This is a genomic window from Nocardia noduli (genome assembly GCF_019038455.1).
In the GTDB taxonomy this organism is placed as follows: Bacteria; Actinomycetota; Actinomycetes; order Mycobacteriales; family Mycobacteriaceae; genus Nocardia; species Nocardia noduli.
Genome location: NZ_JAFMPL010000014.1, coordinates 64,104 through 88,860 on the forward strand (window position 1 = coordinate 64,104; position 24,757 = coordinate 88,860).

25 protein-coding genes and 1 other RNA gene are annotated in these 24,757 nt (G+C 65.8%); 18 read left to right on the forward strand and 8 right to left on the reverse strand.

Features of this window, described 5'->3' with window-relative positions; genetic code table 11:
• Positions 1–19 precede the first annotated feature (19 nt).
• Both JZ792_RS11395 and JZ792_RS11400 read left to right on the forward strand, forming a co-directional pair.
• Positions 20–991, forward strand: coding sequence for an NHL repeat-containing protein (locus JZ792_RS11395; protein ID WP_216909713.1), 972 nt, complete (start codon positions 20–22; stop codon positions 989–991).
• 26 nt (positions 992–1,017) lie between these two features.
• Positions 1,018–1,515 (forward strand): GNAT family N-acetyltransferase, encoded by a 498-nt coding sequence (locus tag JZ792_RS11400; protein ID WP_216909715.1) that lies wholly within the window; start codon positions 1,018–1,020, stop codon positions 1,513–1,515.
• Positions 1,516–1,573: 58 nt separating this feature from the next.
• On the opposite strand, the gene hisN is transcribed toward JZ792_RS11400, so the two are convergent.
• Both hisN and JZ792_RS11410 read right to left on the reverse strand, forming a co-directional pair.
• Positions 1,574–2,365 (reverse strand): histidinol-phosphatase, encoded by a 792-nt coding sequence (hisN, locus tag JZ792_RS11405; RefSeq protein ID WP_216909717.1) that lies wholly within the window; start codon positions 2,363–2,365, stop codon positions 1,574–1,576.
• Between the two features lie 59 nt (positions 2,366–2,424).
• The gene (locus JZ792_RS11410) at positions 2,425–3,021 is read right to left on the reverse strand and encodes an NADPH-dependent FMN reductase (RefSeq protein ID WP_216909719.1); all 597 of its coding nucleotides are present in this window, start codon (positions 3,019–3,021) and stop codon (positions 2,425–2,427) included.
• 141 nt (positions 3,022–3,162) lie between these two features.
• Here JZ792_RS11410 and JZ792_RS11415 point away from each other — a divergent pair, with 141 nt between their 5' ends.
• The 13 genes from JZ792_RS11415 (at position 3,163) to JZ792_RS11470 (ending at position 15,633) form a co-directional block, all read left to right on the forward strand.
• Entirely contained in the window at positions 3,163–4,020 is an 858-nt protein-coding gene (locus JZ792_RS11415; protein ID WP_216909721.1) for a helix-turn-helix domain-containing protein, read from the forward strand.
• 77 nt (positions 4,021–4,097) lie between these two features.
• Complete coding sequence (locus JZ792_RS11420) at positions 4,098–4,277, forward strand: hypothetical protein (protein ID WP_216909723.1); 180 nt, start codon at positions 4,098–4,100, stop codon at positions 4,275–4,277.
• A 138-nt stretch (positions 4,278–4,415) separates the two neighbouring features.
• Complete coding sequence (prfB, locus tag JZ792_RS11425; protein WP_216909725.1) at positions 4,416–5,531, forward strand: peptide chain release factor 2; 1,116 nt, start codon at positions 4,416–4,418, stop codon at positions 5,529–5,531.
• 213 nt (positions 5,532–5,744) lie between these two features.
• A complete protein-coding gene (locus JZ792_RS11430) occupies positions 5,745–6,521 on the forward strand; it encodes a mechanosensitive ion channel family protein (protein ID WP_405183378.1) in 777 nt (258 codons plus the stop codon).
• A 25-nt stretch (positions 6,522–6,546) separates the two neighbouring features.
• Positions 6,547–6,705, forward strand: a complete 159-nt coding sequence (locus JZ792_RS42630) for an Rv3103c transmembrane domain-containing protein (RefSeq protein ID WP_498044248.1) — start codon at positions 6,547–6,549, stop codon at positions 6,703–6,705.
• Between the two features lie 50 nt (positions 6,706–6,755).
• Positions 6,756–7,445 carry a cell division ATP-binding protein FtsE gene (gene ftsE / locus JZ792_RS11435; RefSeq protein ID WP_109528283.1) on the forward strand — a complete coding sequence of 230 codons (690 nt, stop codon included), beginning with the start codon at positions 6,756–6,758 and terminating at the stop codon, positions 7,443–7,445.
• A complete protein-coding gene (gene ftsX / locus JZ792_RS11440; protein ID WP_216909729.1) occupies positions 7,445–8,347 on the forward strand; it encodes a permease-like cell division protein FtsX in 903 nt (300 codons plus the stop codon). Before ftsE ends, ftsX begins: the two co-directional genes overlap by 1 nt.
• A gap of 147 nt (positions 8,348–8,494) precedes the next feature.
• Positions 8,495–10,369 (forward strand): DNA helicase RecQ, encoded by a 1,875-nt coding sequence (gene recQ / locus JZ792_RS11445; protein ID WP_438804325.1) that lies wholly within the window; start codon positions 8,495–8,497, stop codon positions 10,367–10,369.
• 106 nt (positions 10,370–10,475) lie between these two features.
• Positions 10,476–11,552 (forward strand): metallophosphoesterase, encoded by a 1,077-nt coding sequence (locus tag JZ792_RS11450; protein ID WP_216909731.1) that lies wholly within the window; start codon positions 10,476–10,478, stop codon positions 11,550–11,552.
• A 100-nt stretch (positions 11,553–11,652) separates the two neighbouring features.
• The gene (locus tag JZ792_RS11455; protein ID WP_109528279.1) at positions 11,653–11,877 is read left to right on the forward strand and encodes a WLR motif membrane protein; all 225 of its coding nucleotides are present in this window, start codon (positions 11,653–11,655) and stop codon (positions 11,875–11,877) included.
• A 215-nt stretch (positions 11,878–12,092) separates the two neighbouring features.
• Positions 12,093–13,595: a 2-methylcitrate dehydratase PrpD gene (gene prpD, locus JZ792_RS11460; protein ID WP_216909733.1), complete on the forward strand. Its 1,503-nt coding sequence runs from the start codon at positions 12,093–12,095 to the stop codon at positions 13,593–13,595.
• Entirely contained in the window at positions 13,595–14,509 is a 915-nt protein-coding gene (prpB, locus tag JZ792_RS11465) for a methylisocitrate lyase (protein WP_216909735.1), read from the forward strand. The genes prpD and prpB overlap by 1 nt, the downstream gene beginning before the upstream one ends.
• On the forward strand, positions 14,509–15,633 hold the full coding sequence (locus JZ792_RS11470; protein WP_216909737.1) for a bifunctional 2-methylcitrate synthase/citrate synthase: 1,125 nt from the start codon (positions 14,509–14,511) through the stop codon (positions 15,631–15,633). Before prpB ends, JZ792_RS11470 begins: the two co-directional genes overlap by 1 nt.
• Positions 15,634–15,666: 33 nt before the next feature.
• Here JZ792_RS11470 and JZ792_RS11475 read toward each other — a convergent pair whose 3' ends face one another.
• Positions 15,667–16,272 carry a hypothetical protein gene (locus JZ792_RS11475; protein WP_216909739.1) on the reverse strand — a complete coding sequence of 202 codons (606 nt, stop codon included), beginning with the start codon at positions 16,270–16,272 and terminating at the stop codon, positions 15,667–15,669.
• A 473-nt stretch (positions 16,273–16,745) separates the two neighbouring features.
• Between JZ792_RS11475 and smpB the strand changes: the two genes are divergently transcribed.
• Both smpB and ssrA read left to right on the forward strand, forming a co-directional pair.
• On the forward strand, positions 16,746–17,219 hold the full coding sequence (gene smpB, locus JZ792_RS11480) for an SsrA-binding protein SmpB (RefSeq protein WP_109528274.1): 474 nt from the start codon (positions 16,746–16,748) through the stop codon (positions 17,217–17,219).
• An 88-nt stretch (positions 17,220–17,307) separates the two neighbouring features.
• Positions 17,308–17,680: a transfer-messenger RNA gene (ssrA, locus tag JZ792_RS11485) on the forward strand.
• Positions 17,681–17,722: 42 nt separating this feature from the next.
• Here the strand turns inward: ssrA and JZ792_RS11490 are convergent.
• The 4 genes from JZ792_RS11490 to JZ792_RS11505 form a co-directional block, all read right to left on the reverse strand.
• Positions 17,723–17,947 carry a helix-turn-helix domain-containing protein gene (locus JZ792_RS11490; RefSeq protein WP_216909741.1) on the reverse strand — a complete coding sequence of 75 codons (225 nt, stop codon included), beginning with the start codon at positions 17,945–17,947 and terminating at the stop codon, positions 17,723–17,725.
• Positions 17,948–18,101: 154 nt separating this feature from the next.
• On the reverse strand, positions 18,102–18,791 hold the full coding sequence (locus JZ792_RS11495) for a DUF899 domain-containing protein (RefSeq protein WP_216909743.1): 690 nt from the start codon (positions 18,789–18,791) through the stop codon (positions 18,102–18,104).
• Between the two features lie 134 nt (positions 18,792–18,925).
• Positions 18,926–20,185: an ATP-binding protein gene (locus tag JZ792_RS11500; RefSeq protein ID WP_216909745.1), complete on the reverse strand. Its 1,260-nt coding sequence runs from the start codon at positions 20,183–20,185 to the stop codon at positions 18,926–18,928.
• A 300-nt stretch (positions 20,186–20,485) separates the two neighbouring features.
• Positions 20,486–21,667: a serine hydrolase domain-containing protein gene (locus tag JZ792_RS11505; RefSeq protein ID WP_216909747.1), complete on the reverse strand. Its 1,182-nt coding sequence runs from the start codon at positions 21,665–21,667 to the stop codon at positions 20,486–20,488.
• 367 nt (positions 21,668–22,034) lie between these two features.
• On the opposite strand from JZ792_RS11505, the gene JZ792_RS11510 reads away from it, so the two are divergent.
• Positions 22,035–23,282, forward strand: coding sequence for a cytochrome P450 family protein (locus JZ792_RS11510; protein ID WP_216909749.1), 1,248 nt, complete (start codon positions 22,035–22,037; stop codon positions 23,280–23,282).
• A 9-nt stretch (positions 23,283–23,291) separates the two neighbouring features.
• Here JZ792_RS11510 and JZ792_RS11515 read toward each other — a convergent pair whose 3' ends face one another.
• A complete protein-coding gene (locus tag JZ792_RS11515) occupies positions 23,292–24,425 on the reverse strand; it encodes a metallophosphoesterase (protein WP_308165258.1) in 1,134 nt (377 codons plus the stop codon).
• Between the last annotated feature and the right edge of the window lie 332 nt (positions 24,426–24,757).

Genomic DNA, 24,757 nt, shown 5'->3' on the forward strand with positions numbered 1-24,757 from the left:
TGCTGTTATGTTGTCCCGCATGACGACAGGGTCGGGGAGTCGGCGTCTTCGCACCGCGATACTCACGTGCGCGGCGACGATCGGTACTTTCGCCGCGATACCGACCGCATCCGCCGAGCCGATCCTCTCCTCGTGCGCGGAGGGCTGGACGGCCGAGACCGTGCTCGACGGTGTCGGCAATCTCGAGAATCTGGACAGCGACGGGCACGGCGGCTTCTACGTCACCGGAATCCTCGACGGCTATCTGGCGCACGTGGACGCCGCGGGCCGGTTCGAGAAGGTCGTCACCGGATTGGATCACCCCGCCGGGGTGCGCGTGGCCGGGGATTCGGTCTACTTCCTGACCGGTGACGGCGCGGGAGAACTCCCCGGCACTCTGGCCCGCTACGACATCCCCACCCGCGCCGTCACCACCCTGCTGACCGGCCTGAACGGTCCGAACGGACTGCTCCTGCTGCCGGACGGGGATCTGCTGTTCAGCAATATCGGGGTTGTCGGCCCGCCGAGCGGCATCTCGCGATACCGGCCGTCGACCGGCGAATACACCCGCACCTGGTCGTCGCTGCCGTTGACCAACGGTCTCGCTCTCGCCCCGGACGGCGTCTCGATCTTCACCGGCAACCTGTCCATGAACATCTACCGGATACCGCTGGACGCGCCGAACGAGCCGACGGTCGTCACCGGGATCCCACGGCTGCTCTCGGTGCCCGACGATATGGAGGCCACGCGCTCGGGCGCGCTCTTCGTCGCCGATCACGTGCTCGGCGCCGTCTACCAGGTGGACACGGTCACCGGCGCGGCGTGCACGATCATCACGGGATTGATCAAACCCGCACCGTTTCTTCGCAACCCGCCCGACGGCGCGACATCGGTGCGCATCGTCCGCGACGGTGCGACATGGGCCCTCTACGTCACCAGCATGGACGGCACCCTGCGTCGCCTGCGTCCCCCACCCGGCCTCGACCTGACCCCGGCCGACCCGCGCCGATAGAGGATCCCGTGTTCGAAGCAGCCCCCATGACCCCCGCTCTCCCCGCCGACGCGGCGGCCATCGCGCGATTGCGGGACCGACTGGCCCAATGGATGGTCGACCACGGCATCGCCCAATGGCTCCCCGGTGAATATCCCACCGCGATGGTCCGCGCCGAGACCGAGCGCGGGGAATGGTTCGTGTGGCGCGAATCCGGCACCCTGATCGCGGCGGTCCGCCTGATCTGGCGCGACCCGGAATTCTGGGGCGACGACGATGCCGAGGCGGGCTACATCCACGGCCTCATGGTCGCGCCCGAACACCGGGGCGGGGAGTTGGGTGCGCGCATCCTGGCATTCTGCGCCGAACGCACGCTCGCCGAGGGCATCGTCCGGCAGCGCCTCGACACCGCCGCGAACAACGAGGTGCTCAGGAAGTACTACACCGCACAGGGTTTCACCGAGGTCAGGGAGGCGACGTTGCCGCCGCAGTTCCACGGCACCGATCGGGTGATGCTGTACGAGAAGTCGCTCGCCCCGGCTTGAGCCGACATTCCTCGCCGCCGGACGCGGGAATCGTGCCGCGCCAGGCGAGTTCGTCCGCTCAGGCCGTCGCACCCAGCCGAGCCAGCACTTCCTCCTGCAACAGCCCATTGGTGGCGACAGCGTCACCGCCGTGCGGCCCCGGCTCGCCGCTGAGCGCGGTGAACGTGCCGCCCGCCTCGCGGACCAGGATGTCGAGCGCCGCCAGATCCCACAGCGACACCTCCGGTTCGGTGGCGATGTCGACCGCGCCCTCCGCGAGCAGGCAGTAGCTGAAGAAATCGCCGTAGCCGCGGATCCGCCACACGTCGTCGGTGAGATCGAGGAAGCGCTCGCGCAGCCTGCGCTCCCGCCAACCGGACAGGCTGGAGAAGGACAGACTGGCCGCGCTCAGATCCGATACCGCCGATACCGAGATCGGCTGCGGCGCACCGGGATGAACCACCGACCAGGCACCCGAACCCGCCGCCGCCCACCACCGCCTGCCAAGGGCTGGCGCGCTCACCACGCCGACCACGGGGACGCCGTCCTCGAGCAACGCGATCAGCGACGCCCAGATCGGCACGCCGCGAACGAAATTCTTGGTGCCGTCGATCGGATCGATCACCCACTGCCGTCCGCTGAACTCCGCCTCGCCGCCGAATTCCTCGCCGAGTACCGCGTCGTCGGGGCGGGCGTGGCCCAGCAGCACGCGGATCGCCTTCTCCACCGCGAGATCGGCGTCGGAGACCGGTGTGAGATCCGGTTTGGCGTCCACTTTCAGATCGAGCGCGCCGAACCGCGCCTTGGTGATCGAGTCGGCCTCGTCGGCCAATCGCAGGGCGAGTTCCAGATCAGAGGAGTGAGCAGCCACGAACCGAACCCTATCGGGCGTCGTCGATTCCGTACCGCGCGGCACGCGACCGGCCGCGATCAGGCCGAGGCGGGCACCGAGCGCGCCGCGGTCAGGGCACGAGCCCACCAGTGCAGCTGGTCGAGCATCGCCTCGGCCGCCGCGGCGGGTTCCTCGGGTTCACGCAGATCGCCCTCGGCGTCGAAGAGCAGGTAGTAGCGCGGGAACGAGACGTAGTTGCGCACGGTGTGGGCATTGAGTTCGTTGAAGATCTGGCGCAGATGTTCGATGGCGAGCAGGCCGCCGCTCGCCCCGCTGTAGCCGACGAATCCGATGGCCTTGGCGTCCCACTGGGTGAAATGCCAGTCGATCGCCGATTTCAGCGCGGCCGGGTAGCTGCGGTTGTAGTCGGGCGTCACGACGACGAACGCGTCGGCCGCCGTCAGCCGCGCCGTCAGATCGAGCATCCCCTCCGGACGCGGCGGATTCGGTTCGATCATCGGTGAGACCGCGGGCAGTCCGATCGGCAGTTCCGCGTCGGCGAGATCGATGAGATCCACCTCGAATCCACCGTGCCGGTCGGCCTGGTCGACGAACCACCTGGCGACCACCGGCCCGAACCGGCCGTCGCGGACGCTGCCGATGATCACCGCGAGTTTCAAGGGCGTGTTTGCCATCGTTGTCTCCTCGTGCTCTGTCACGACCGGATCGGTCGTCGAGATCAACTGTGCGACCGGCTTCGCGAGCCGGGGAGACCGCCGCGAGGGTGGTAGTGGCGGGGACACCCTCGGCGGCCCGATGCTTGTTACCGTCGAAGGGTGAGCGACAACGAGCTGGGGCTGTTCCTGCGGACCCGGCGCGAGGCGGTCTCACCTGCCCGTGTCGGTTTGTCGGCGGGGCCGCGCCGCCGCACACCCGGCTTGCGTCGTGCCGAGCTCGCTACCCTTGCCGGGGTCAGCGTCGAGTACATCATTCGTCTCGAGCAAGGCCGTGACCGTCGCCCGTCGCCGTCGGTGCTCTCGGCCATCGCGAACGCACTGCATCTCGTGCCGAGTGAGCGTATTCACATGTACCGGTTGACCAAATCAGCTGACCCGGGCTTCAGTTGCATGGGTTCGGTGGGCCCGGCGCGCGCTGTGCGGCCTACGGTGCGCGTCATTCTCGATCGGTTGGAACCGGCCGCGGCGGTGGTGGTGAACCGTCTGAGCGATGTTCTGGCCTACACCGAGGGCTACCACCGGCTGATGGCGCCGACCGGATTGCTCGACGATCCGTCCACGGCCAATCTCGCGCTGTGCCTCTTCGGTGACTCGCGGGCTCGCGACTTCTACCCGGATTGGGAATATCTCGCCGACGAACAGGTCGCCGCCCTCAAACAGGGACCTTTCCGTAATGATCCGGCCACCGCGACCCTCGCCGATGAACTCGAGATCCTCGCCGGTGAGGAGTTCACACGTCGCGTTGCCACGGTGCCCAACCTGCCGGCCGCGACCGGCACGACCCGGGTCGAGCATGCCGAGGCCGGTCGGTTGCGTCTGGTGTTCGAAACCCTCGATCTTCCCGCGGATGACGACCAGCAGCTGTTCATCTACCTTCCGGCCGACGAGGCCACCGCTACCGCTCTGGACAAACTCGCGGGCCGCCACCCCGGTGCCCTGCGTGCGGTCTCGGGCTGAACCATGTCCGGTGCAAACCCGCAAGCCCACCCACCGCGCTGACCGAACAGGCCAGCGGAACAGCTGAAAGACACACCGTGAACGGGAACGGCATGCGCGTGGCCGCGATCATTTTCGCGAGCTTCGGAATCCTGCTGGGCCTCGGCGGCATGTCGGGAGGCGTCCCGCCCGGCTTTTTCGGCTTCGGCGCGAGCCTGTCAATCGTCGTCCTGTTGTCTCAGCGCAGTGCGGGAGCCTGGTTCAAACGGCCTCATTGAGGATCGCCGTCGGACTGGATCGGAATCGGGCCGGGCACGGGGCGCGGGTCGACCACCGAGCCCGCCGTTCATCGCTCACGACCGACTCACCCGGCCTGAAGAGCCGCCGGTCAGACGGGGCGACTACGCTTGAACATCGTGCATCCTGACGTTTCCGCCGACCTCGCCGAACTCGACGCGACCCTGAAGACGGTCGAGTCGGTCCTCGATATCGAGGAATTACGCCGCCGCATCGATGAGCTCGAACACCAGGCAGCGGATCCGGACCTGTGGAACGACCAGGACCACGCGCAGCAGGTCACCAGCGAACTCTCCCACGCCCAGAACGAATTGCGCCGGGTGGAGGAGTTACGGCAGCGACTCGACGACCTACCGGTGCTCTACGAATTGGCCGAGGGCGAAGAGGGCGAGGCGATGGCCGCGGCGCTGGCCGAGGCCGATGCCGAACGTGTCGCGTTGCACGGCGACGTGGAGGCGATGGAGGTTCGCACGCTGCTGTCGGGTGAGTACGACAAGCGTGAGGCGCTGGTCAACATCCGTTCCGGCGCCGGTGGCGTCGATGCCGCGGACTGGGCCGAGAAGCTGATGCGGATGTACATCCGCTGGGCGGACCGGCACAACTACGCCGTCGAGGTGTACGACACCTCCTACGCGGAAGAGGCGGGTATCAAGAGCGCGACCTTCGCGGTGAAGGCGCCCTACGCCTACGGCACGCTCTCGATCGAGATGGGCACCCACCGTCTGGTGCGGATCAGCCCGTTCGACAACCAGGGCCGCCGCCAGACCTCGTTCGCCGAGGTCGAGGTGCTGCCCGTGGTCGAGACCACCGACCATATCGAGATTCCGGAAGGCGAGATCCGGGTGGACGTGTACCGCTCGTCCGGGCCCGGTGGTCAGAGCGTCAACACCACCGACTCGGCGGTGCGCCTGACCCATATCCCCACCGGCATCGTGGTGACCTGCCAGAACGAGAAGTCGCAGTTGCAGAACAAGATCTCGGCCATGCGCGTGCTCCAGGCCAAACTGCTGGAGCGCAAACGGCTCGAGGAGCGCGCCGAGATGGACGCGCTCAAGACCAACGAGGGCGCGTCGTGGGGTAACCAGATGCGCTCGTACGTGCTGCACCCCTACCAGATGGTCAAGGATCTGCGCACCAACTACGAGGTGAACAATCCGACGGCGGTGCTGGACGGCGATATCGACGGTTTCATCGAATCGGGGATTCGCTGGAGAATGCGGGAGCAGGCGAATTAATTTGCGGCGGGCTGTAATTCGGCCTCGCCACGACAGCTCGACGGGGCCGTATCGGCGTGACGCGCCGTGCTCGGCCCCGTGTCGTTGTAGCCTGTCTGGCGTGTGTGTTGCCGAACTCGAGACATTGCCGGAGATGGTCCGGTGATCGCGCTCGGAACCTCTTCGGACACCACGGCCTGGCTGCGATCCAGTGGGCTGGAGATCGTCCTGCTGATGCTGGGCGTGGTGCTCTTCAGCCGCTTCGCGACCTTCGTCCGGGACCGGATCACCACCAGGATCGACTCCGGATTCCACAGCAGCGACGCGCTCGTGCGATCCGAGGCGGCCAAGCATCGGCACGCGCTGGCCCAGGTGCTCACCTGGGTGGTGCTGACCATCGTCTACGTGCTGGTCGGCATGGAAGTGTTGCAGCGTCTGGGCTTTCAGGTCAACGGTCTCGTGGCGCCCGCGGCGGTGCTCGGCGCGGCGCTCGGTTTCGGCGCGCAGCGCATCGTGCAGGACATCCTCGCCGGATTCTTCCTGATCACCGAGCGGCAGTACGGTTTCGGTGACGTGGTTCGCATCGCGGTGACCGGTTCGGCCGAGATCGCCGAGGGTACGGTCGAAGATGTCACGTTGCGGATCACCACGCTGCGCAACTCCGACGGCGAAGTGATCATCGTGCCGAACGGGCAGATCGTGAAAGTGACCAACCTGTCCAAGGATTGGGCCCGTGCCGCGATCGACGTCCCGGTGGCCGCGACCGTCGACATCACCAGGGTGAACGAGATACTGCACGAGGTCGGTACAAGGGCGTACGAAGACCCGAGACTGAAGCCGTTGTTACTGGACGAACCCACCGTGATGGGTATCGACGACCTGGCAATGGATCAGATCAATATCCGAATGGTTGCCCGCACACTGCCGGGTAAGCAATTCGAAGTCGGCCGAGAGCTGCGGGTGCGAGTCGCCGCGGCGCTACGCCGGGAGGGAATCAGTGAGTCCACTTAAAACGACAGTGATCCTGAGAGAAACGGTGAAACCGAGCAAGTCGACCGCGGTCCTGATGGCAACCTGGATCGCGACGTTCGTTCTCTATCTGTTCGTCAAACCCGATCAGCATCCGCCGATCGGCACGGGTGTGTTGATCAACACGTCTCCGGCGGCGACGATTTCCGAGCCCGCCAAACAGTAGTCCGATCGAGTCCGCGGATCGGGGGGCCGGTCTGGTTACACTGGCTCCCCGTGATCACCATGCGGAACGTCACCAAGTCGTACAAGACATCGACGCGACCCGCGCTGGACAATGTCACCGTCGATGTGGGCAAGGGCGAGTTCGTCTTCATCATCGGACCGTCCGGTTCAGGTAAGTCGACTTTCATGCGTCTGCTGCTCAAAGAGGAAGCACCGACGGCGGGCGAGATACGGGTCGCGGATTTCCGCGTCGACCGGCTACCCGGGCGCAAGGTACCGAAATTGCGGCAGCGGATGGGCGTCGTATTCCAGGATTTCCGGCTGCTCCAGCAGAAAACGGTCCAGGAGAATGTCGCGTTCGCGCTGGAAGTGATCGGCAAGCGACGCCAGTTCATCGACCGCACCGTGCCCGAGGTCCTGGATATGGTCGGTCTCGGCGGTAAGGGCGACCGGTTGCCCAGCGAACTCTCCGGCGGCGAGCAGCAGCGCGTCGCGATCGCCCGCGCCTTCGTCAACCGGCCGCTGGTACTGCTGGCCGACGAACCCACCGGCAACCTCGATCCCGATACCAGCGGCGACATCATGATGCTGCTCGAACGCATCAACCGGATCGGTACCACCGTGCTCATGGCGACCCACGACAATCACATCGTCGACGCGATGCGCAGGCGAGTGGTCGAGCTCGACCGGGGCCGACTGGTGCGCGACGACGCGAGAGGCGTCTACGGGGTGGGCCGATAATGCGCGCGAATTTCCTGTTCAGCGAGGTTCTCACCGGCCTGCGTCGCAATGTGACGATGACGGTCGCGATGATCCTGACCACCGCGGTATCGCTGGCGATGCTCGGCGGCGGCCTGCTGTCGGTGCGCATGGCCGACAAGACCGAGCAGTACTTCACCAGCAGACTCGAGGTGCGATTCTTCCTCGACGATGTGATCTCCGAGACGGATCCCGACTGCGCGGCCGAACCGTGCCGGACGCTGCTCGCGGATATGAAGAAGGCCCCCGGTGTCGTCAGCGTCCAATTCGTCAATCGCGCGGCCGCGCTCGACGAGGTGAAGGAACTCTTCGAGGATCAGCCCGAGACGGTGCAGTACCTCTCCGAGACGCGGCTGCCCGCCTCGATGCGGGTCAAGATGACCGACGGCGACCAGTACGAACGCATCTACAACACCTTCCACGACAGTTCGGGCGTGAAACTCGTCGCCAACGATCGCGAATTCGTCGACCGGCTGCTGCGCCTGTTCGACGGCCTGCGTAACGCGGCGTTCGGGCTGGCCGTGGTGATGGCGGTGGCGGCACTGCTGCTGATCGCGAACATGATGCAGATCGCGGCCTTCACCCGTCGCACCGAGGTGAGCATCATGCGCTTGGTCGGCGCCACCCGCTGGTACACGCAGTTGCCGTTCCTGATGGAGGCGGTGGTCTCGGCGCTGGCCGGATCGCTGCTCGCGATCGTGGGGCTGTTGATCGCCAAACCGCTGGTCATCGACCGGGCGCTGGGACCGCTGTTCGACAGCAATGTCTTCCCCCGCATCACCGGGGACGATATCGCCACCGTCGCGCTGACCATCGCGCCACTCGGGATCGTGGTGGCGGCGATCACCGCCTACGCGACATTGCGCTACTACGTGCGGGAATAGCGTCTGGGGACACCGGCCGCCTGGCGGCGGCCGGTGTGCGCTGTTCCACGGAATTCGGTTGTCCACATGTGGAGAACTCGGCGGATCGCCCCGGTCATCCTCACGCTGACGGCGCGTGGTCTCGGCGGCGCTCGTAGGATGGGCCGGGTGACTCCCCCCGACACATCCGCGGCTGTGGTGACCGACGAATCCGCGATCGGCGCCGGAATCGGTGCGGCGCAAGAGGTTCTGGGCCGAGTGTTCGGTTATGACGATTTCCGCGGCGATCAGCGCGAGATCGTCGAGCACGTGATCGCGGGTGGGGACGCGCTGGTCCTGATGCCGACCGGCGGCGGAAAATCGCTGTGCTACCAGGTGCCTTCGCTGGTGCGCCCCGGTGTCGGGGTGGTGATCTCACCGCTGATCGCGCTCATGCAGGATCAGGTCGACGCGCTCAGCGCGCTCGGCGTGCGCGCGGGCTTCCTCAATTCCTCGCAGTTCCCCGACGAGCGCCGGATGGTCGAGGCCCAGTTCGTGGCGGGCGAGCTGGACCTGCTGTATCTGGCGCCGGAACGGCTGCGCTCCGAGGCGACGGTGCGGTTGCTCGAACGCGGCAAGGTCTCGCTGTTCGCCATCGACGAGGCGCACTGCGTATCGCAGTGGGGCCATGATTTCCGCCCCGACTACCTGGCGCTTTCGGTGCTGCACGAACGCTGGCCCGATGTGCCGCGCATCGCGCTCACCGCCACCGCGACGGAGAAGACCCGCGACGAGATCATCCACCGCCTCGATCTCGGCGGCGCGCGTCGCTTCGTCTCGAGTTTCGACCGGCCCAATATCCAGTACCGCATCGAACCCAAGAACCGGGCCGACCGTCAGCTGCTGGATTTCATCCGCGCCGAACACGCGGGTGACGCGGGCATCGTCTACTGCCTGTCCCGCAATTCCGTCGAGAAGACCGCGGCGTTCCTCACCGAGAACGGCGTATCGGCGGTGCCGTATCACGCCGGACTGGACAACAGGACTCGTGCCACCAATCAGTCGCGTTTCCTGCGCGAGGACGGGCTGGTCGTGGTCGCGACGATCGCGTTCGGCATGGGGATCGACAAACCCGACGTCCGTTTCGTCGCCCACCTGGACCTGCCCAAATCGGTCGAGGGCTACTACCAGGAGACCGGTCGCGCCGGTCGCGACGGGCTGCCGTCGACGGCGTGGATGGTCTACGGACTCAACGACGTGGTGCAGCAGCGGAAGATGATCGAGAGTTCCGAAGGTGACGCGGCCCACCGCAGGCAACTCCAACTGCACCTGGACGCGATGCTCGCGTTGTGCGAGACCGTGTCCTGCCGCCGGGGTCAGCTGCTCGCCTATTTCGGCCAGCCGGACGGCACGTCGTGCGGTAATTGCGATACCTGTCTGACGCCTCCGGAATCGTGGGACGGCACCGTCGCCGCGCAGAAGATGCTCTCCGCCGTGCTGCGTCTGGAGCGCGAGCGCGGCCAGCGTTTCGGCGCGGGTCATATCGTCGACATCCTGCTCGGGAAATCGAACCCCAAGGTGTTGCAGCACGCCCATCACGAACTCAAGGTCTTCGGGGTCGGCACCGATCTGCGCGATGTCGAATGGCGCGGGGTGACGCGGCAGTTGCTCGCGCAGGGCCTGCTCGCGGTGCACGGCGACTACGGGGTGCTCACCCTCACCGAGGCCAGCGACGAAGTGCTGTTCCAGGGCCGTCAGGTGTGGTTGCGCCGCGAACCCGAGCGCGTCCCGGCCAAATCCGCGCGCGCGGCCAAACAGGCCAAGACGGTCGTCGATATGGCAGCGGGGGACGTGCCGCTGTTCGAGAAGTTGCGCGAATGGCGCTCGGCCACCGCCAAGGAACAGGCGATGCCCGCCTACATCGTCTTCAACGACGCCACGTTGCGCGAAATCGCCGCCCGCAAACCGGGCAGCCTCGCCGAACTCGGCACCGTCAACGGGGTCGGTGAGAACAAACTCGCCAAGTACGGCGAAGGCGTGCTCGAGATTCTGGCGCAGGCGTGACGGCCCGGCCGGTTCCGCACTCGACAGATCCCGGATACGGTGTGTGCCGGTCGACGGACCGGTGAGTTCGCGCGGCCCTCGGACGAGTCGACTGGAGGAGACGGGTATGGGTGAGGCACACGGGATCGGGCGGCGGGATCTGCTCGCCGGAGCGGCCGCCGCGGCAGCGGGCGTCACGCTGGTCGGTCTGTCGCCCGCCCAGGCCGTCCCGGTGGCGGAGGGGGTGCGGAAATTCGCCTTCCCGACCACGGACAGCGTGCGCGTCCTCGTCACCGGAGACGCGGGCACCGGAACCCGCACCCAGTGGGCGGTCGCCGACGCCGCACGCGAATACCACCGGCGCACACCGTTTTCGCTGGCGCTCGGCCTCGGCGACAATATCTACGAGACCGGACCGAACAGCGCGACCGATCCGCAGTTCGCGAGCAAATTCGAAGATCCCAACGCCGGAATGGATTTCCCCTGGGCGATGGTGCTCGGCAACCACGACACGAGTTCGGTGCTGCCCGGCGACGGCGGCTGGCTGCTGCGCGGCAATCACGAGGTGGAATACCACGCGAATTCGGCCAGGTGGTGGATGCCGAGCCGCTATTACTCGGTGCGGCTGCCGGAACAGAATCCGGTGGTCGAATTCTTCGTCCTCGACGTCAATCCGCTGGCCGCCTATGTGCCGCCGCTGCTTTCGCCGTACTGGGCCGTCGACGGTGAATACATGAACGCCCAGCGCGCATGGCTGGACGACGCGATCACGAATTCGCCCGCCACCTGGAAGATCGCCTGTACCCACCAGCCGTATCTGAACAACGGCCCGCACGGTGACGCGGGTCGCTACGAGGGTTTCACCTTCGAACCACTCAACGGTATCCACGCGAAACGGTTCTTCGAGGAATACGTCACCGGCCGATGCCATTTCATCCTGTCCGGCCACGATCATTCGCTCCAGGTGCTCGAACCGACACCGGAATCGAAGGGCACCCGCCAGATCATCAGCGGCGCGGCGGCCAAAACCGTTGGCAACGAACCGGGAACCGCGTCCGGCGCACATCCGGCGCTGTTCGAGAGTTACCACCAATTGGGCTTCACGGTGCTCGACGTCAGCGCGAGCGCGGTCGAATTACGTGTCGTCACCGTCGATCTCGCTTCCGGCGCGCACAGCGAGGCCTTCCACCGTCGTTTCGGCTGATCCGTCCCGCGCGTTCGGCTACATCACCGAATCGCAACAGCATCGGAATACAGGCTGCCAAACCGGGCGGGACGACGCCGACTGAGGCTACGGTGCATCCATGGGATCCGGTGATGACTCCTCCGACGACTCCGGGGTATCGGGCGGCCCCCCGCCCGCCGACACCCCCGGCGGACCGCCGGGCAGGCACGCCTTCGACCCGTCGGTCGAGTCCGTCTGGCTCGGCCGTACTCGTCCGCAACGGCTCGGCAGGCCGCGCCTGTCGACGCTGCTGCTGATCGTCGCTTTCGTGGCACTGTTCGCGATGTATCTGACCCTGCGCTGATCCGGCGGACGCGGCCGCGCCGCCTTCGACGCCACCCATCGTTCCCGGGCTGTAGTCCCGTACGGCCGAAACGCGGCCCCGAGCATCTACGCAACATACGCAACTTCGCAGATAATCCTCCCCAAAAATCGACAGTTGCGAGGTCTATTTGCCTGATCGGGGCGTGTGTAACGTGCGAATCGGAAACCGGAAATTGATGTCTGGAGGCTCTCGCCGTGAAGAATCATCTCGTCCGCACGCACCGTTCCGCCGAGCATTTCCCGCGTGAGGAGCATCTCGCGTGGCGGATCGCGGAGGTCGCCGCGGATCCGGTCGCGGTGGCTCCGGAGACCGAGGAGATGATCGTGAACCGGATCATCGACAACGCGGCGGTGGCGGCGGCGTCGTTGACGCGCCGTCCGGTGTCCAACGCGCGGGCTCAGGCGCTGGCGCATCCGTATCAGCCGGGGGCGACGGTTTTCGGTGTCGCGGGCAGGTTCTCGCCGGAGTGGGCGGCGTGGGCCAACGGTGTCGCGGTGCGTGAGTTGGATTTCCACGACACGTTCTTGGCCGCGGAGTACTCCCACCCCGGTGACAACATTCCCTCGATCCTGGCGGTGGCCCAGCACGCGGGTCGCAGCGGTCGCGATCTGATTCGTGGTCTGGCCACCGGGTACGAGATCCAGGTCGATCTGGTGCGCTCGATCTGCCTGCACGAGCACAAGATCGATCATGTCGCCCACCTCGGACCCTCGGCCGCCGCCGGTATCGGCACGCTGCTCGGCTTGGATACCGAGACGGTCTACCAAGCCATCGGTCAGGCGCTGCACACCACCACCGCGACGCGTCAGTCCCGTAAGGGCGAGATCTCGAGTTGGAAGGCCTACGCACCTGCCTTCGCCGGGAAGATGGCGGTGGAGGCGGTGGATCGCGCGTTGCGCGGTGAGGGTGCGCCCTCGCCGATCTGGGAGGGCGAGGACGGTGTTATCGCGTGGCTGCTCGGCGGCCCGGACAAGGAGTACTCGGTGCCGCTGCCCGGCCCGGGTGAGCCCAAGCGCGCGATCCTGGACACCTACACCAAAGAGCATTCCGCCGAGTACCAGAGCCAGGCCCCGATCGATCTGGCGCGCAGGCTGCGTGACCGGATCGGTGACCTGGAGCAGATCGCCTCGATCGTGCTGCACACCAGCCACCACACCCACGTGGTGATCGGTACCGGGTCGGGTGATCCGCAGAAATTCGATCCGACCGCCTCGCGCGAAACGCTGGATCACTCGGTGATGTACATCTTCGCCGTCGCGTTGCAGGACGGGACCTGGCATCACGAGCGTTCCTACGCTCCCGACCGGGCGCAGCGCCCCGACACGATCGAGTTGTGGCGCAAGATCTCCACCGCGCAGGACCCGGAATGGACCCGGCGCTACCACTCGAGCGACCCGAACGAGAAGGCCTTCGGCGCGCGCGCCGAGGTCACTTTGAAGAGCGGGGAGGTGATCGTCGACGAACTCGCGGTCGCCGACGCGCACCCGCTCGGCGCGCGGCCGTTCGCGCGCGAGCAGTACATCGCCAAGTTCCGAGCCCTGGCCGAGGGCGTGATCGAGCCCGCCGAGCAGGACCGCTTCCTGGAAGTGGTCCAGCGCGCGGGTGAGTTGTCCGCGAACGAGCTGTCGGAGCTCACGTTCACCGTCTCGTCGGATGTGCTCGCCCGCGCGCCCCGTTCCCCGAAGGGAATCTTCTGATGACAGGGCTACTCGCAGCGTCCACTTCCGCCGCCGACAAGCGCATCGCCTTCCGGGCCGGACTGGCCTCGGGCTCGATTCAACGTTTCCCCGGCGCGTTCAATCCCCTTGTGGCGAAACTGATCCAGGAGATCGGGTTCGAAGGGGTCTACGTCTCGGGCGCGGTGGTCTCGGCGGATCTGGCGTTGCCGGATATCGGGCTGACGACCTTGACCGAGGTGTCGGGGCGCGGACAGCAGATCGCGCGGGTGACCGACCTGCCGGTACTGATCGATGCCGACACCGGGTTCGGCGAGCCGATGAGCGCGGCCCGCACCGTCACCATCCTCGAGGATGCCGGAATCGCGGGCTTACACCTGGAGGACCAGGTCAACCCGAAGCGGTGCGGGCATCTGGACGGCAAGGCCGTGGTGCCGACCGGTGAGATGGTGCGCCGCCTGCGCGCGGCCGTCGCGGCACGGCGCGACCCGAATTTCGTGATCTGCGCGCGCACCGACGCCGCCGGGATCGAGGGTATCGACGCCGCGATCGACCGGGCGAAAGCCTATGCCGAGGCGGGTGCGGACCTGATCTTCACCGAGGCCTTGCACACGGTCGCCGAGTTCGAGAAATTTCGTGCGGCGGTATCGACCCCGTTGCTGGCCAATATGACCGAGTTCGGCAAATCCGAGCTGATCCCCGCCTCCACGCTGGAGAACATCGGCTACAACGCGGTCATCTACCCCGTGACCACGCTGCGGCTGGCGATGTTCGCCGCCGAGGTCGGTCTGCGCGAAATCTTCGCCGAGGGAACACAATCCGGGCTGCTCGACAAGATGCAGCATCGGTCCCGGCTCTACGAACTGCTGCAATACGAGCGCTACAACGAATTCGACTCCGAGATCTTCAATTTCACTCCGGAAGGGAACCAGTGATGACGGAGACAGCGATCCCGACCATCTACAAGGGGTTGGCGGGCGTCGTCGTCGACACCACCGCGATCTCCAAGGTGGTGCCCGAAACCAACTCGCTGACCTACCGGGGCTATCCGGTGCAGGATCTGGCCGCGCACTGCGGTTTCGAACAGGTCGCCTACCTGCTCTGGCACGGCGAGTTGCCTTCGAACGCCGAGCTGGAGCGGTTCCAGCAGCAGGAAAGGGCCTCGCGGCGGGCGGACCGATCGCTGCTGTCGCTGGTGGCGAAAATGCCCGAGAACTGCCACCCGATGGATGTGGTGCGCACCGCGATCAGCTACCTCGGCGCCGAGGACCCGGCCGAGGACGACAACTCACCGAACGCCAACCGCGCCAAAGCCCTTCGCATGCTCGCGGTCCTGCCGACGATCGTCGCGGCGGATCATCGTCGCCGTCACGACCTGGATCCGATCGCGCCGCATTCGCATCTGGGTTATGCGCAGAACTTTCTGAACATGTGCTTCGGTTCGGTGCCCGCACCGGAACTGGTGCGGGCGTTCGAGGTCTCGCTGATCCTCTACGCCGAGCACAGTTTCAACGCCTCCACCTTCGCCGCCCGCGTGGTCACCTCGACACAGTCCGATATCTACAGCGCGGTCACCGCCGCCATCGGCGCGTTGAAAGGTCGTCTGCACGGCGGGGCGAACGAGGCGGTCATGCGCGACATGCTCGAGATCGGCGATCCCGCCCTGGCCGAGCGGTGGATGCGCGACAAACTCGCGGCGAAGGACAAGGTGATGGGTTTCGGTCACCGCGTCTACAAGCACGGTGACTCCCGCGTTCCCACCATGAAGAAGGCGTTGCTCGACATCGCGGCGGCGACCGACGGCCGGAAGTGGGTGCGGATCTACGAGATCCTCGAACGCACCATGAAGGAGGCCACCGGCATCGAACCGAATCTGGACTTCCCGACCGGCCCCGCCTACTACCTGCTCGGCTTCGACATCGATATCTTCACCCCGATCTTCGTGATGAGCCGCATCACCGGTTGGACCGCGCACATCATCGAACAGGGCGAATCCAACGCGCTCATACGTCCGTTGAGCGAATACGTCGGGGTGGCGCAGCGATCGGTCGTCGCCTGAGGTCGGTAAGAACACGGGCGCGTCGCGCCGAGGTCAACTTCCGCGCAGACCGAGGGTGCGCAATTCCAACGCCGCCAACTGCCGGACGGTGTCGTCGTCTCCGCGCCGCCAGGCATCGACCACATCGTCGGAGTCGATACGTTTCAACTTCCGCAGCGGCTGGTTCGTGAGCGCGCGCAGGGCGAGCAGGTCCTGTCCCGCGGAATCGGTGCGTAGGCGCGCCGCCGCCCCGGCTCGTCGTATCCACCGCACGCGCCGCGGCAGCCAGACGAACAGCACCAGCGCGATCGGGACGATCAGCAACCCGATCGCGAGCACGAGAGCGAGGTCGTCCACGAGTGCCTGCTGATCGGCGCCGGCGTCGGCCAGCGTCCGCGCGGCCGACGCGGCGCGTTCGAAAGGCGAGGTCAGATCGTCGCCCACCACCGGCACCCGGTCCACCTTGTCGCTCACCTTCGCGAGGTTGTCCGCCAGACCGGTCCCGGCGTCCTCCAACTTCTGTCCGGGAACGGCGAGTTCGCGCACCAGATCGTGCACCCACATCGCTGCCCGGACCGAGGCATACACCCACGCCGCCACGAGCAGATCCGTGACGAATTGACGGAGAGCGACGGGGGCACGATCGGCATAGACCTTCACCTGAACCGGGATTCCCCGGACCTCGATCGAATAACGGGGCGGTCGTGGTCCGTCGACCCGAGGGCGGACCGATCGGTCTTCCTGTCTTCACACTGGTGTTCGCGATGTCGAACGCCACGGTCTGGTGGCTGACGAGTGGGAGAACGTCCGATTGATCTCTTCGTCGCGGCGGCTCCTTCGACGCGGTGTCGGTCGGTGGGGTGCCTCGGTTGGAGGTCGGCCGTGGATCCGGGGTGGTCGCCGCACGGACAACCGTCATGTGCGGCGCCTTCGATGAGCCTCGTTTGTCAAATGAATTAATTGCAGCCGTATTCGAATCCTTCGCGCTCGACATTTATTCGACTTCCGAGGTCGATGATTATCGGAATCGTCACGAACAAATCGGTGAGCGATTACGGCAGGATTCGTTGCCGCCCACGGAAGGTGGGAATCGCCGGGAAGTGACGAAATACTGCTCTGTATAGTTGTCCGTTATGAAGGAGACGGGGCGCAAGGTCATCGCGACCAACCGCCGGGCGCGGCACAACTACACGATCCTGGATACCTACGAGGCCGGGATCGCGCTGGTCGGCACCGAGGTGAAGAGCCTGCGCGAGGGCAAGGCGTCACTGGTCGACGCCTTCGCCACGGTGGACCACGGCGAGGTGTGGCTGCGTGGGCTGCACATCCCGGAGTTCAGCCACGGCACCTGGACCAACCACTCGCCGCGTCGGGTCCGCAAACTCCTGCTGCACAAGCGTGAGATCGAGCGGCTGGTCGGCAAGTCCCGCGAGGGCAACCAGACCCTGGTGCCGCTGTCGATGTACTTCCTCGACGGCAAGGTGAAGGTCGAACTCGCGCTGGCCAAGGGTAAGCAGGATTACGACAAGCGCCAGGATCTCGCCCGGCGGACCGCCGAGCGCGAGGTCACCCGCGAGGTCGGGCGGCGTATCAAAGGCATGCGGTGAGTGAGCCGGAGCGCACCCGCGAATAATGGGAATGAGCGGGGCGGTCGATGGTGTTAACATGACTAGCCCGCAGGGTGCGGGCACGTACGGGGCTGAACGGTTTCGACTGCGTACGTTGATTCAGGGGAAGCGTGTCGGTGCAGGCAAGAGACCACCGTAAGCGTCGCTGCAACCAATTAAGCGCCGATTCCAATCAGCGCGAGTACGCCCTCGCTGCCTAAGTAGCTAGGTCGTCTCTGTCAGTCCGGGCTCGTCCCTCGGTCCGGGTACTGGCATCAGCTAGAGGGAATTACCGTTCGACTCGGTCGCGGGGCCGGACGGGACATCAAACAGTGACTGGGATCGTCATCCGAGCTTGTTCGCGAGACCCGGAGATCCGAGCAGAGACCTAGCGAACTGCACACGGAGAAGCCCTGAAGACGCGGCGGAGGACCCGGGTTCGATTCCCGGCAGCTCCACTCACGAAGAGCCCGGCCCAACGGCCGGGCTCTTCGGTTTTCGGTTCACGCGGCGTCGGTATGGTGACTGGTGAAGTTGACCCGAGTGAGGCCGGCGCGTTCGGCGAGGTCGGATTGGGTGAGTCCGAGTTCGGTTCGGCGGTCGTAGACGGCTTGGGCCAGTGCCATGGAGAGTCGGATTTCTCGGCGTGCCTCGGTGACTTCCTCGGGTTCGGTGTAACCCTCGGCAAGTTTGCGTTCCCGGAGGGTTTTCCAGCGTGCGTGGCTCATCGGTCCAGTTCTCCTCTCTCGACTGTGCGAACGAATTCTTGATGGGTGGGTTGATGTTCGGCTCGGCAGGTTTGTCGGGCAAGATCCGACGCGATCATCGCCGACTCGAAAGGCCCGGTCCAGGTGGGCCGGGCCTTCGTATTCTCGGGTTACGTCACATATTCGGGTCGCCGTAGGCGGCGGCGATGTCCTTGGAATCGCTCCAGCGGCTGTAGGTGGGTGATTGGGGCCAGTCTTCGGGGGAGTCCTGCCATTCTTCCTGTCTGCCGTAGGGCAGGACATCGATCAATGCGAACGAGTGGCTGAGTTGTTCGGTGCCGCGGCCGTTGGTGTGCCAGGTGCGGTAGACGGTGTCGCCGTCGCGCAGGAAGACGTTGACCGCGAATCCTTCGCCGGGGGGTGCGCCGACGTCGGCGCCGAAGGAACTGTTGGCGGTGGAGTACCAGTCCATTTTGTTGCCGACCCGCCGTTTGTAGGCGAGGGCCTCATCGATCGGGCCCTGGGTGACGATGACGAAACGGGCGTCGTAGTTGTCGAGGAATTCCAATCGGGTGAATTGCGAGGTGAAACCGGTGCAGCCCCCGCACTGCCATGTCTCGCCGGGGAACCACATGTGGTTGTAGACGATCAATTGCGACGTGCCGTCGAACAGATCCGCCAGCCGGACCGGTCCCTTCTCGCCCGCGAGCGTGTAATCGGGCATTTCGACCATCGGAAGGCGACGTCGCTGGGCGGCGATCGCGTCGAGTTCCCTGGTCGCGGCCTTCTCCCTGATGCGCAGCGCTTCGAGTTCACGCTGCCAGGTTTCGGCGTCGACGACGGGCGGCAGTGCTTCGGTGCTCATGGGGTCCTCCCTGACCGTATTCGCAGAGTGCGTGCTGTTGGTATAGACGCCGCACACCGGTGGAACTCATCGGTGACCCGCCGCTTCGCTCGTCGGAATCATCGACTCTCGTCGGCTGACGCCCGCGTTCACCTTTACGCGTTCGGGACCTCCCACACGGCACTGACAGGAACAGCCACCATTTTGGGGCCGAACGAGAGAGTTTGCGCTCCGGTGTGCAGGACGATACCGACGATGAACTCGTCGCCGAGTCGTTCGGCAAGGTGACGGAGGTGGCGGAAGTCGTCGGCGCCCACCGTGGAAGCGGCTTTGACTTCGATAGCCACCACTTCTCCACGCCGATTCTCGAGAACCGCGTCGACTTCCACCTGATCTTTGGTGCGATAGTGGAACATACTGACTTCCTCGGAGGCCCAACCGATTTGACGTGCCAGTTCCATCAGCACGAAGCCTTCGAGCAGGGGACCGAACTGCCCGCCCGGCCGTAGGAGACTGCGAGGATCGGCTCCGATCAGACTGGCGGCGATTCCTGAATCGACGAATGCGACCTTTGGAGTCATCGTCGCGCGGTTGCTCAGGTTCCGTGACCATGACGGTATCCGCTTGATGAGGTAGACCTCCTCGAGCAGCGATATATACCTCTTGATCGTGTTCGTGCCCAACCCCAGATCGTTGCCGAGTGCGGTGGGCACGAGCAGTTGCCCGGACCGGGCCGCGAGCATCCTCACCAGAGCGCGCATCTCGGTTGTTCGCTCGATCTCGGACAGTTGCCGTATATCTCGTGCTATCAGATCGCCGACGTACGAGTCGAAGAAACTGCGTCGTCGCTTATCGTTCGTCCTCGCGATCGCCTCGGGAAATCCGCCACGGACGATTCTGTCGGCGTATTCGGCTCGCGGCACGGCGGTGCTGTGTCGAATGTCTTCGCCTTGGGCGAATACGGCGTCGATGAATGCGTCGGGTGAGCCGTCGATCTCGCCTTGGGAGAACGGCCACAACTCGATGGTCTCCATCCGCCCGACCAACGTGTCGGGTAGCGCGCGCAGACCCAGGACGCGTGCCGAGCCGGTGAGCAGGAAACGGCCGGGACGTGGGTCACTGTCGACCTGTGACTTGATCGATAGCAGCAATTCCGGCGCTCGCTGGATCTCGTCTATCACCATCAGTCCCGGGTAGTCCACGAACCCGTCGGGGTCACTGAGGGCGGCCTGCCGCATCAGGGACGCATCCAGGTCGCGCCACTCGGTCTCGCGTCCTTTCGCGACGAGTCGGACGAGTGTGCTCTTGCCGCTCTGCCTCGCTCCGTTGACGAGGACGACACGGGTGTCTGCGAGGGCATCGGCGACCGCCGCCTCTGCGTGACGCGGATGGGGTGGTCCGAGTCGGGTCTGCATCGTGTCGTTCCTCGCTCCTTCGGAAGAAATGCCTGTTCAGCCTGGGTTTATCTAGGCGGACAGAGAGTACTATGGCAGTTTAGTCGCCGATTGTATGGCATTTTGGTCGCACTCCACGTGGCAATTTAGTCGCTCCAGGCGTGGCGGTTTGGTCGGAACATCGGTGGCGTAGTGGGCGGGAGCCGGTCCGCCCGGCGGTCCGCTGCCGAAATTGGGTGACAGGATGGCGATCAGCCGAACATCGCACGATGCGACCGACGAGGCCGGCTGACTCGGGCACGCGCGACCTCGCGGTCTGTGTCAGGGCACGCTGGGTGGGTGGTCCGGTACGACCGACTGGCCGATCTTCACCCCGATCGGCACCGCGTTGTCGGTGTTCGCGTCGGAGGTGGGGCCGAGGGTGGCGTAGACGACGATGGTCGTCTCGGTGACGGGGTCGTAGAGGGCGACGCCGTGATAGCCGCCGAAGGCGGGGTTCATGAAGAGCCAGCGGTCGAGATGGACGACGCCGAAGGCGAAGTATCGGTCGGTGGTCATGGGGCCGAGACCGGCCGTGGAGGGGGCCATCATTTCGGTGAATCGGTCCTCGGTCAGCAGTGTGCCGGTGCCGAGTGCGCGGACCCATTTGGCGATGTCGGTGACGGTGGAGTTCATGTTTCCGCTGTGTAGGAAGGCGGTGGGGTTCCAGAAGGTGGAGTCCTCGAAGACTTTTCGTTCGTTGGTGTAGCCGTGCAGGATCGGTTCGGCCATCTGGGGGGTGAGCGCGACTGTGCTGCCGTGCATGTCCAGCGGGGTCAGGACGTGTTGGTCGATCAGGTCGCCGAGGGAGCGATTCGTCGCTTTCTCCATGACCACGCCGAGGAGGACGAGGTCGCTGTGCGCGTAGGCCCAGTCGGTGCCCGGCGGGAAGAGGGGCGGGCGGGCGACGGCGAGTGCGAGGATCTCCGAAGCGGTCCAGGCGTGAATGGGGTTGGCGTAGAAGCGTTCCGTGAAGGCGGGGTCGGTGACGTAGTCGGCGATGCCGGAGGTGGCGTTGGCGAGCATGCGCGGGGTGATCTCGTCGGCGCGCGGGAAGTCGGGAACCCAGGCGGAGATGGGGCGGTCGAGGGGGACTTCGCCGGTCCGGTCGAGTTGCCACAGGACGGTCGACACCATCGGTTCCATCGGCTGGCCCACCCGCAACTGCATGGCGGTGGTGGCGGGGACGCCGAGCGGTGATCCGCCGAGTGCGCCGAGGGCGATCTGCTCGTCGCCGCGCCATACACCGTAGACGGCGGCGCTGAGGTCGAGTCGTGTCATCTCGGCGCGGACGATATCGGTGATTTCCGAGGCTTGCGGACTGTCCGGCGTCGAGGTCGGCGATATCGGGGAGGTGGCGGTTCGGCCCGCGGTGGTCCCGCCGGTCGATTCGCACGCGAGGGTCGACGTCGTCAGGACGATCGCGAGTGTCGCGCACAGTTTGCGGGTGTTGCGCATGCTCATCACGGCGAACCCTTCCGGTAGGGGCGCCCCGAGCAGTGATTGTCGAATGTACGCCCCTCGTGGCGTGGAGATCGTGGTTTCCGTGGGGTTGCCGCCGGGTGGTCACCTGCGGCCGGATCGTGCGGTCATCGGATGACAACATCGGGTGGATTGTGATCACGAGCGATCGATATTCGGTCGAGGAAATCGCCGCCGAATGTCTGGAATGTCGGGTAGATACCCCCGTCGATTCGTGAACGGAATCGACCTCGGTAATCCCGCGATAACACCCGTCCGGAAGAATCGCCGCAACCGATTCCGATGCGCGGAGCCGATCTCCTGCTTACGCTCACGGTGCCTGCTGCTCGATCATTGGGAGTTCCCGCGGATGACAACCCCTCCGACCGCCGCGCGCGGCCGCTCGGCCCAGAGTTCGCCCGTCGATCACGACGGTCCCCGCGTGCCGCTGTACACGGCGGAGTTCGCGGCCGATCCGTATCGGGCCTATCGCGAGATGCGTTCGCGCTATGGATCTTTGGTGCCGGTGGAGTTGTCTCCGGGAATTCCGGCGACGCTGGTCGTCGGATATTACACGGCGCTGCGGATCTTCAACGATCCGAGTCATTTCCCGGCCGATCCGCGCGCGTGGGAGAAGGATGTTCCCGCCGATTGCCCGGTGCTGCCGATGATGAAATGGCGCCCGAACGCGCTGCGCAGCGCGGGAGAGGAACATGCCAGATTCCGGCAGATCAATATCGCGGGCCTGGAGATGGTCGATCAGTACGGGCTTCAGGGAATCGTCGCGAAAATCGCGGTACCGCTGATCAATTCGTTCTGCGCCGAAGGGTCGGCGGATCTGGTGCGTCAGTACGCTTTTCCGCTCGCGTTCGCGGTGCTGAACACGCTGCTCGGTTCGCCGACCGCCATCGCGGAACGGGCGGCCGACGGGATGGCCGCGATTTTCGAGGGCATCGACGCGGGCCGGGGTAACGAGGAACTCATCGCGGCACTGCTGGAATTGGCGCAGCTCAAACGGGCCGAACCGGGTGCGGATATCACCTCCCGCATGATCGCGCATCCGGCCGGGCTCGGCGATATGGATATCGTGAACCAGCTCAGCACCCTGTACGGGGCGGGGATCGAACCGCAGCAGAACCTGATCGTGAACGCGCTGCTGTTCATCCTGACCGACGAGCGGTTCGGCGGGAATGTGCTCGGCGGCAGTCTGTCCACCCGCGAAGCCATCGACGAGGTGTTGTTCAACGATCCGCCGATGGCGAATTTCTGCCTCAGCTACCCCCGTCAGCCCATCCTGATCGACGACGTCTGGCTACCCGCGCACCAACCCGTCGTGATCAGCATCGCCGCGTGCAACGACGATCCGGCGATCGCGGCGGATCGCTACGGGGGCAACCGATCCCACCTCGCGTGGGGCGCGGGTCCGCACGCCTGCCCGGCCAGTTCGATCGCGTATCTGATCGCGCAGGAGGCCGTCGACCAATTACTCGACGCGCTGCCGGAGATGCGCCTGGCGGTGTCGCCGGACGAATTGAGTTGGCGGCCGGGGCCGTTCCATCGCGCGTTGACGTCGCTGCCCGTCGTCTTCCCCGAATCGGCGTCGCTGCCGCCGCTGTAGGACGCCGGGTCAGGCCGCGGCCAGCGGGGATTCGGGGTGCAGGATCAGCACGGTGATCTCGCTCGGCGCGAAGACGCGCAGTTGCGGTCCCCAGAATCCGGTGCCGCGGCTGGTGTAGAGCTGGGTGCGGTCGGAGTGACGGCTCAGGCCCGCGACCACCGGCTGCTCGAGCCGGACCAGGTAGTGGAAGGGCCAGATCTGGCCGCCGTGGGTGTGGCCGGAGATCTGGAGCGCGATTCCGGCGGCTACGGTGTCGGCGATCTGCCTGGGCTGGTGGGCGAGGAGTACCACGGGCAGCGACGGGTCCGCGTTCGCCAGCGCGGCGTCCAGATCGGGGCCGTGGCCGGGGACGGCCTTGCCGGTCGGGTCGTCGATACCCGCGATGACGAGGCTGTCGCCGCCGCGGGTGACGATCTCGTGCTGGTTGTGCAGCGGTTGCCAGCCGATCGAGGTCATGTGGTCGATCCAGCCGGGGCCGTCGCCGAAGTATTCGTGATTGCCGGTGATGTAGAAACGGCCGAACGGCGCCTCGACCTTGCCGAGCGTGTCGACCTGCGGGTGGCGTTTCGCCACCGAGCCGTCCGCGAGATCGCCCGCGTGACAGGCGATATCCGGCTGTTGCGCGTTGACGAGTTCGACGACCCGCTCCGACCAGCGCAGCCGGTCGAGCGCGGCGTAGTGGGTATCGGTGATCACGACCAGACGGAGACCGTCCAGACTCGGGCCGAGGCCGGGGATGTCGACGTGCACCGTGCGGACCCTTGGCACCCGCCTGGCTTCGACGATGCCGTAGACGACCAGCACCGTCGAGACCGCGAACACCCCGGTCGCGATAATCCGGGCGTGATCGTCGACTCCGGCGAGCGCGAGTGCCCATCCGGCGACGGTGCCGATCACCGACCAGCTGAAGAACACCCACATGATGCCGAGCAGGGTGTCGCCGACGATCGACGCGAAATCGGATTGGCGCGCGCCGTGCCCGGCCGTCATCGCCGGCGGCAGCGTCAGGTAGCCGAGCAGGAAGGCGGCGGTGCCGAGCCAGAACAGGGTGCTCGCACCGCTGGTCGGGGCGGCGACCAGGGTCCACCACGGCAGGGCGAACAGCAGGGCGGGAATCGCCAGGAACATGATCAGGCGGGGCACATACTTCAAGAGGGTTCCTCGGTGAGCGCGGGTGCGCACGGTCCCTCCACCCGGCGCGCTGGCGCTACCGACGATACCGGTGCCCGCGACGGCCTTCCTCGGCCCGTCGTCGGAATCCGGCTCGGCCGACGAGGCTCCGCCGGGCGCCGACCGGCGGCACGCCGACCGGGCTGAGCAGGCGTTATCGGTCGGATCGACCGTCGGTCACCGGAACGTGTTGGACCACATCCGATTCCGTCCGAGCGGTATTCAGCCGTCAGCGAAACGAGCCGGGATACCTGAACATAACACCGTGTCGAAAATCCGCGTGCTTTCGCCTCGACGGTGTTCTA

Excerpts from the sequence above, each read along its gene's own strand:
- JZ792_RS11430 (WP_405183378.1), top strand. The coding sequence starts at position 5,745 with ATGCTGGGCGTGGTGCTCTTCAGCCGCTTCGCGACCTTCGTCCGGGAC.
- prpB (WP_216909735.1), top strand. The coding sequence starts at position 13,595 with ATGACAGGGCTACTCGCAGCGTCCACTTCCGCCGCCGACAAGCGCATC.
- JZ792_RS11400 (WP_216909715.1), top strand. The coding sequence starts at position 1,018 with ATGACCCCCGCTCTCCCCGCCGACGCGGCGGCCATCGCGCGATTGCGG.
- smpB (WP_109528274.1), top strand. The coding sequence starts at position 16,746 with ATGAAGGAGACGGGGCGCAAGGTCATCGCGACCAACCGCCGGGCGCGG.
- JZ792_RS11495 (WP_216909743.1), bottom strand. The coding sequence starts at position 18,791 with ATGAGCACCGAAGCACTGCCGCCCGTCGTCGACGCCGAAACCTGGCAG.
- JZ792_RS11510 (WP_216909749.1), top strand. The coding sequence starts at position 22,035 with ATGACAACCCCTCCGACCGCCGCGCGCGGCCGCTCGGCCCAGAGTTCG.
- JZ792_RS11500 (WP_216909745.1), bottom strand. The coding sequence starts at position 20,185 with ATGCAGACCCGACTCGGACCACCCCATCCGCGTCACGCAGAGGCGGCG.
- JZ792_RS11410 (WP_216909719.1), bottom strand. The coding sequence starts at position 3,021 with ATGGCAAACACGCCCTTGAAACTCGCGGTGATCATCGGCAGCGTCCGC.
- JZ792_RS11505 (WP_216909747.1), bottom strand. The coding sequence starts at position 21,667 with ATGAGCATGCGCAACACCCGCAAACTGTGCGCGACACTCGCGATCGTC.
- JZ792_RS11470 (WP_216909737.1), top strand. The coding sequence starts at position 14,509 with ATGACGGAGACAGCGATCCCGACCATCTACAAGGGGTTGGCGGGCGTC.
- ftsX (WP_216909729.1), top strand. The coding sequence starts at position 7,445 with ATGCGCGCGAATTTCCTGTTCAGCGAGGTTCTCACCGGCCTGCGTCGC.
- JZ792_RS11455 (WP_109528279.1), top strand. The coding sequence starts at position 11,653 with ATGGGATCCGGTGATGACTCCTCCGACGACTCCGGGGTATCGGGCGGC.
- JZ792_RS11395 (WP_216909713.1), top strand. The coding sequence starts at position 20 with ATGACGACAGGGTCGGGGAGTCGGCGTCTTCGCACCGCGATACTCACG.
- JZ792_RS11490 (WP_216909741.1), bottom strand. The coding sequence starts at position 17,947 with ATGAGCCACGCACGCTGGAAAACCCTCCGGGAACGCAAACTTGCCGAG.
- JZ792_RS11450 (WP_216909731.1), top strand. The coding sequence starts at position 10,476 with ATGGGTGAGGCACACGGGATCGGGCGGCGGGATCTGCTCGCCGGAGCG.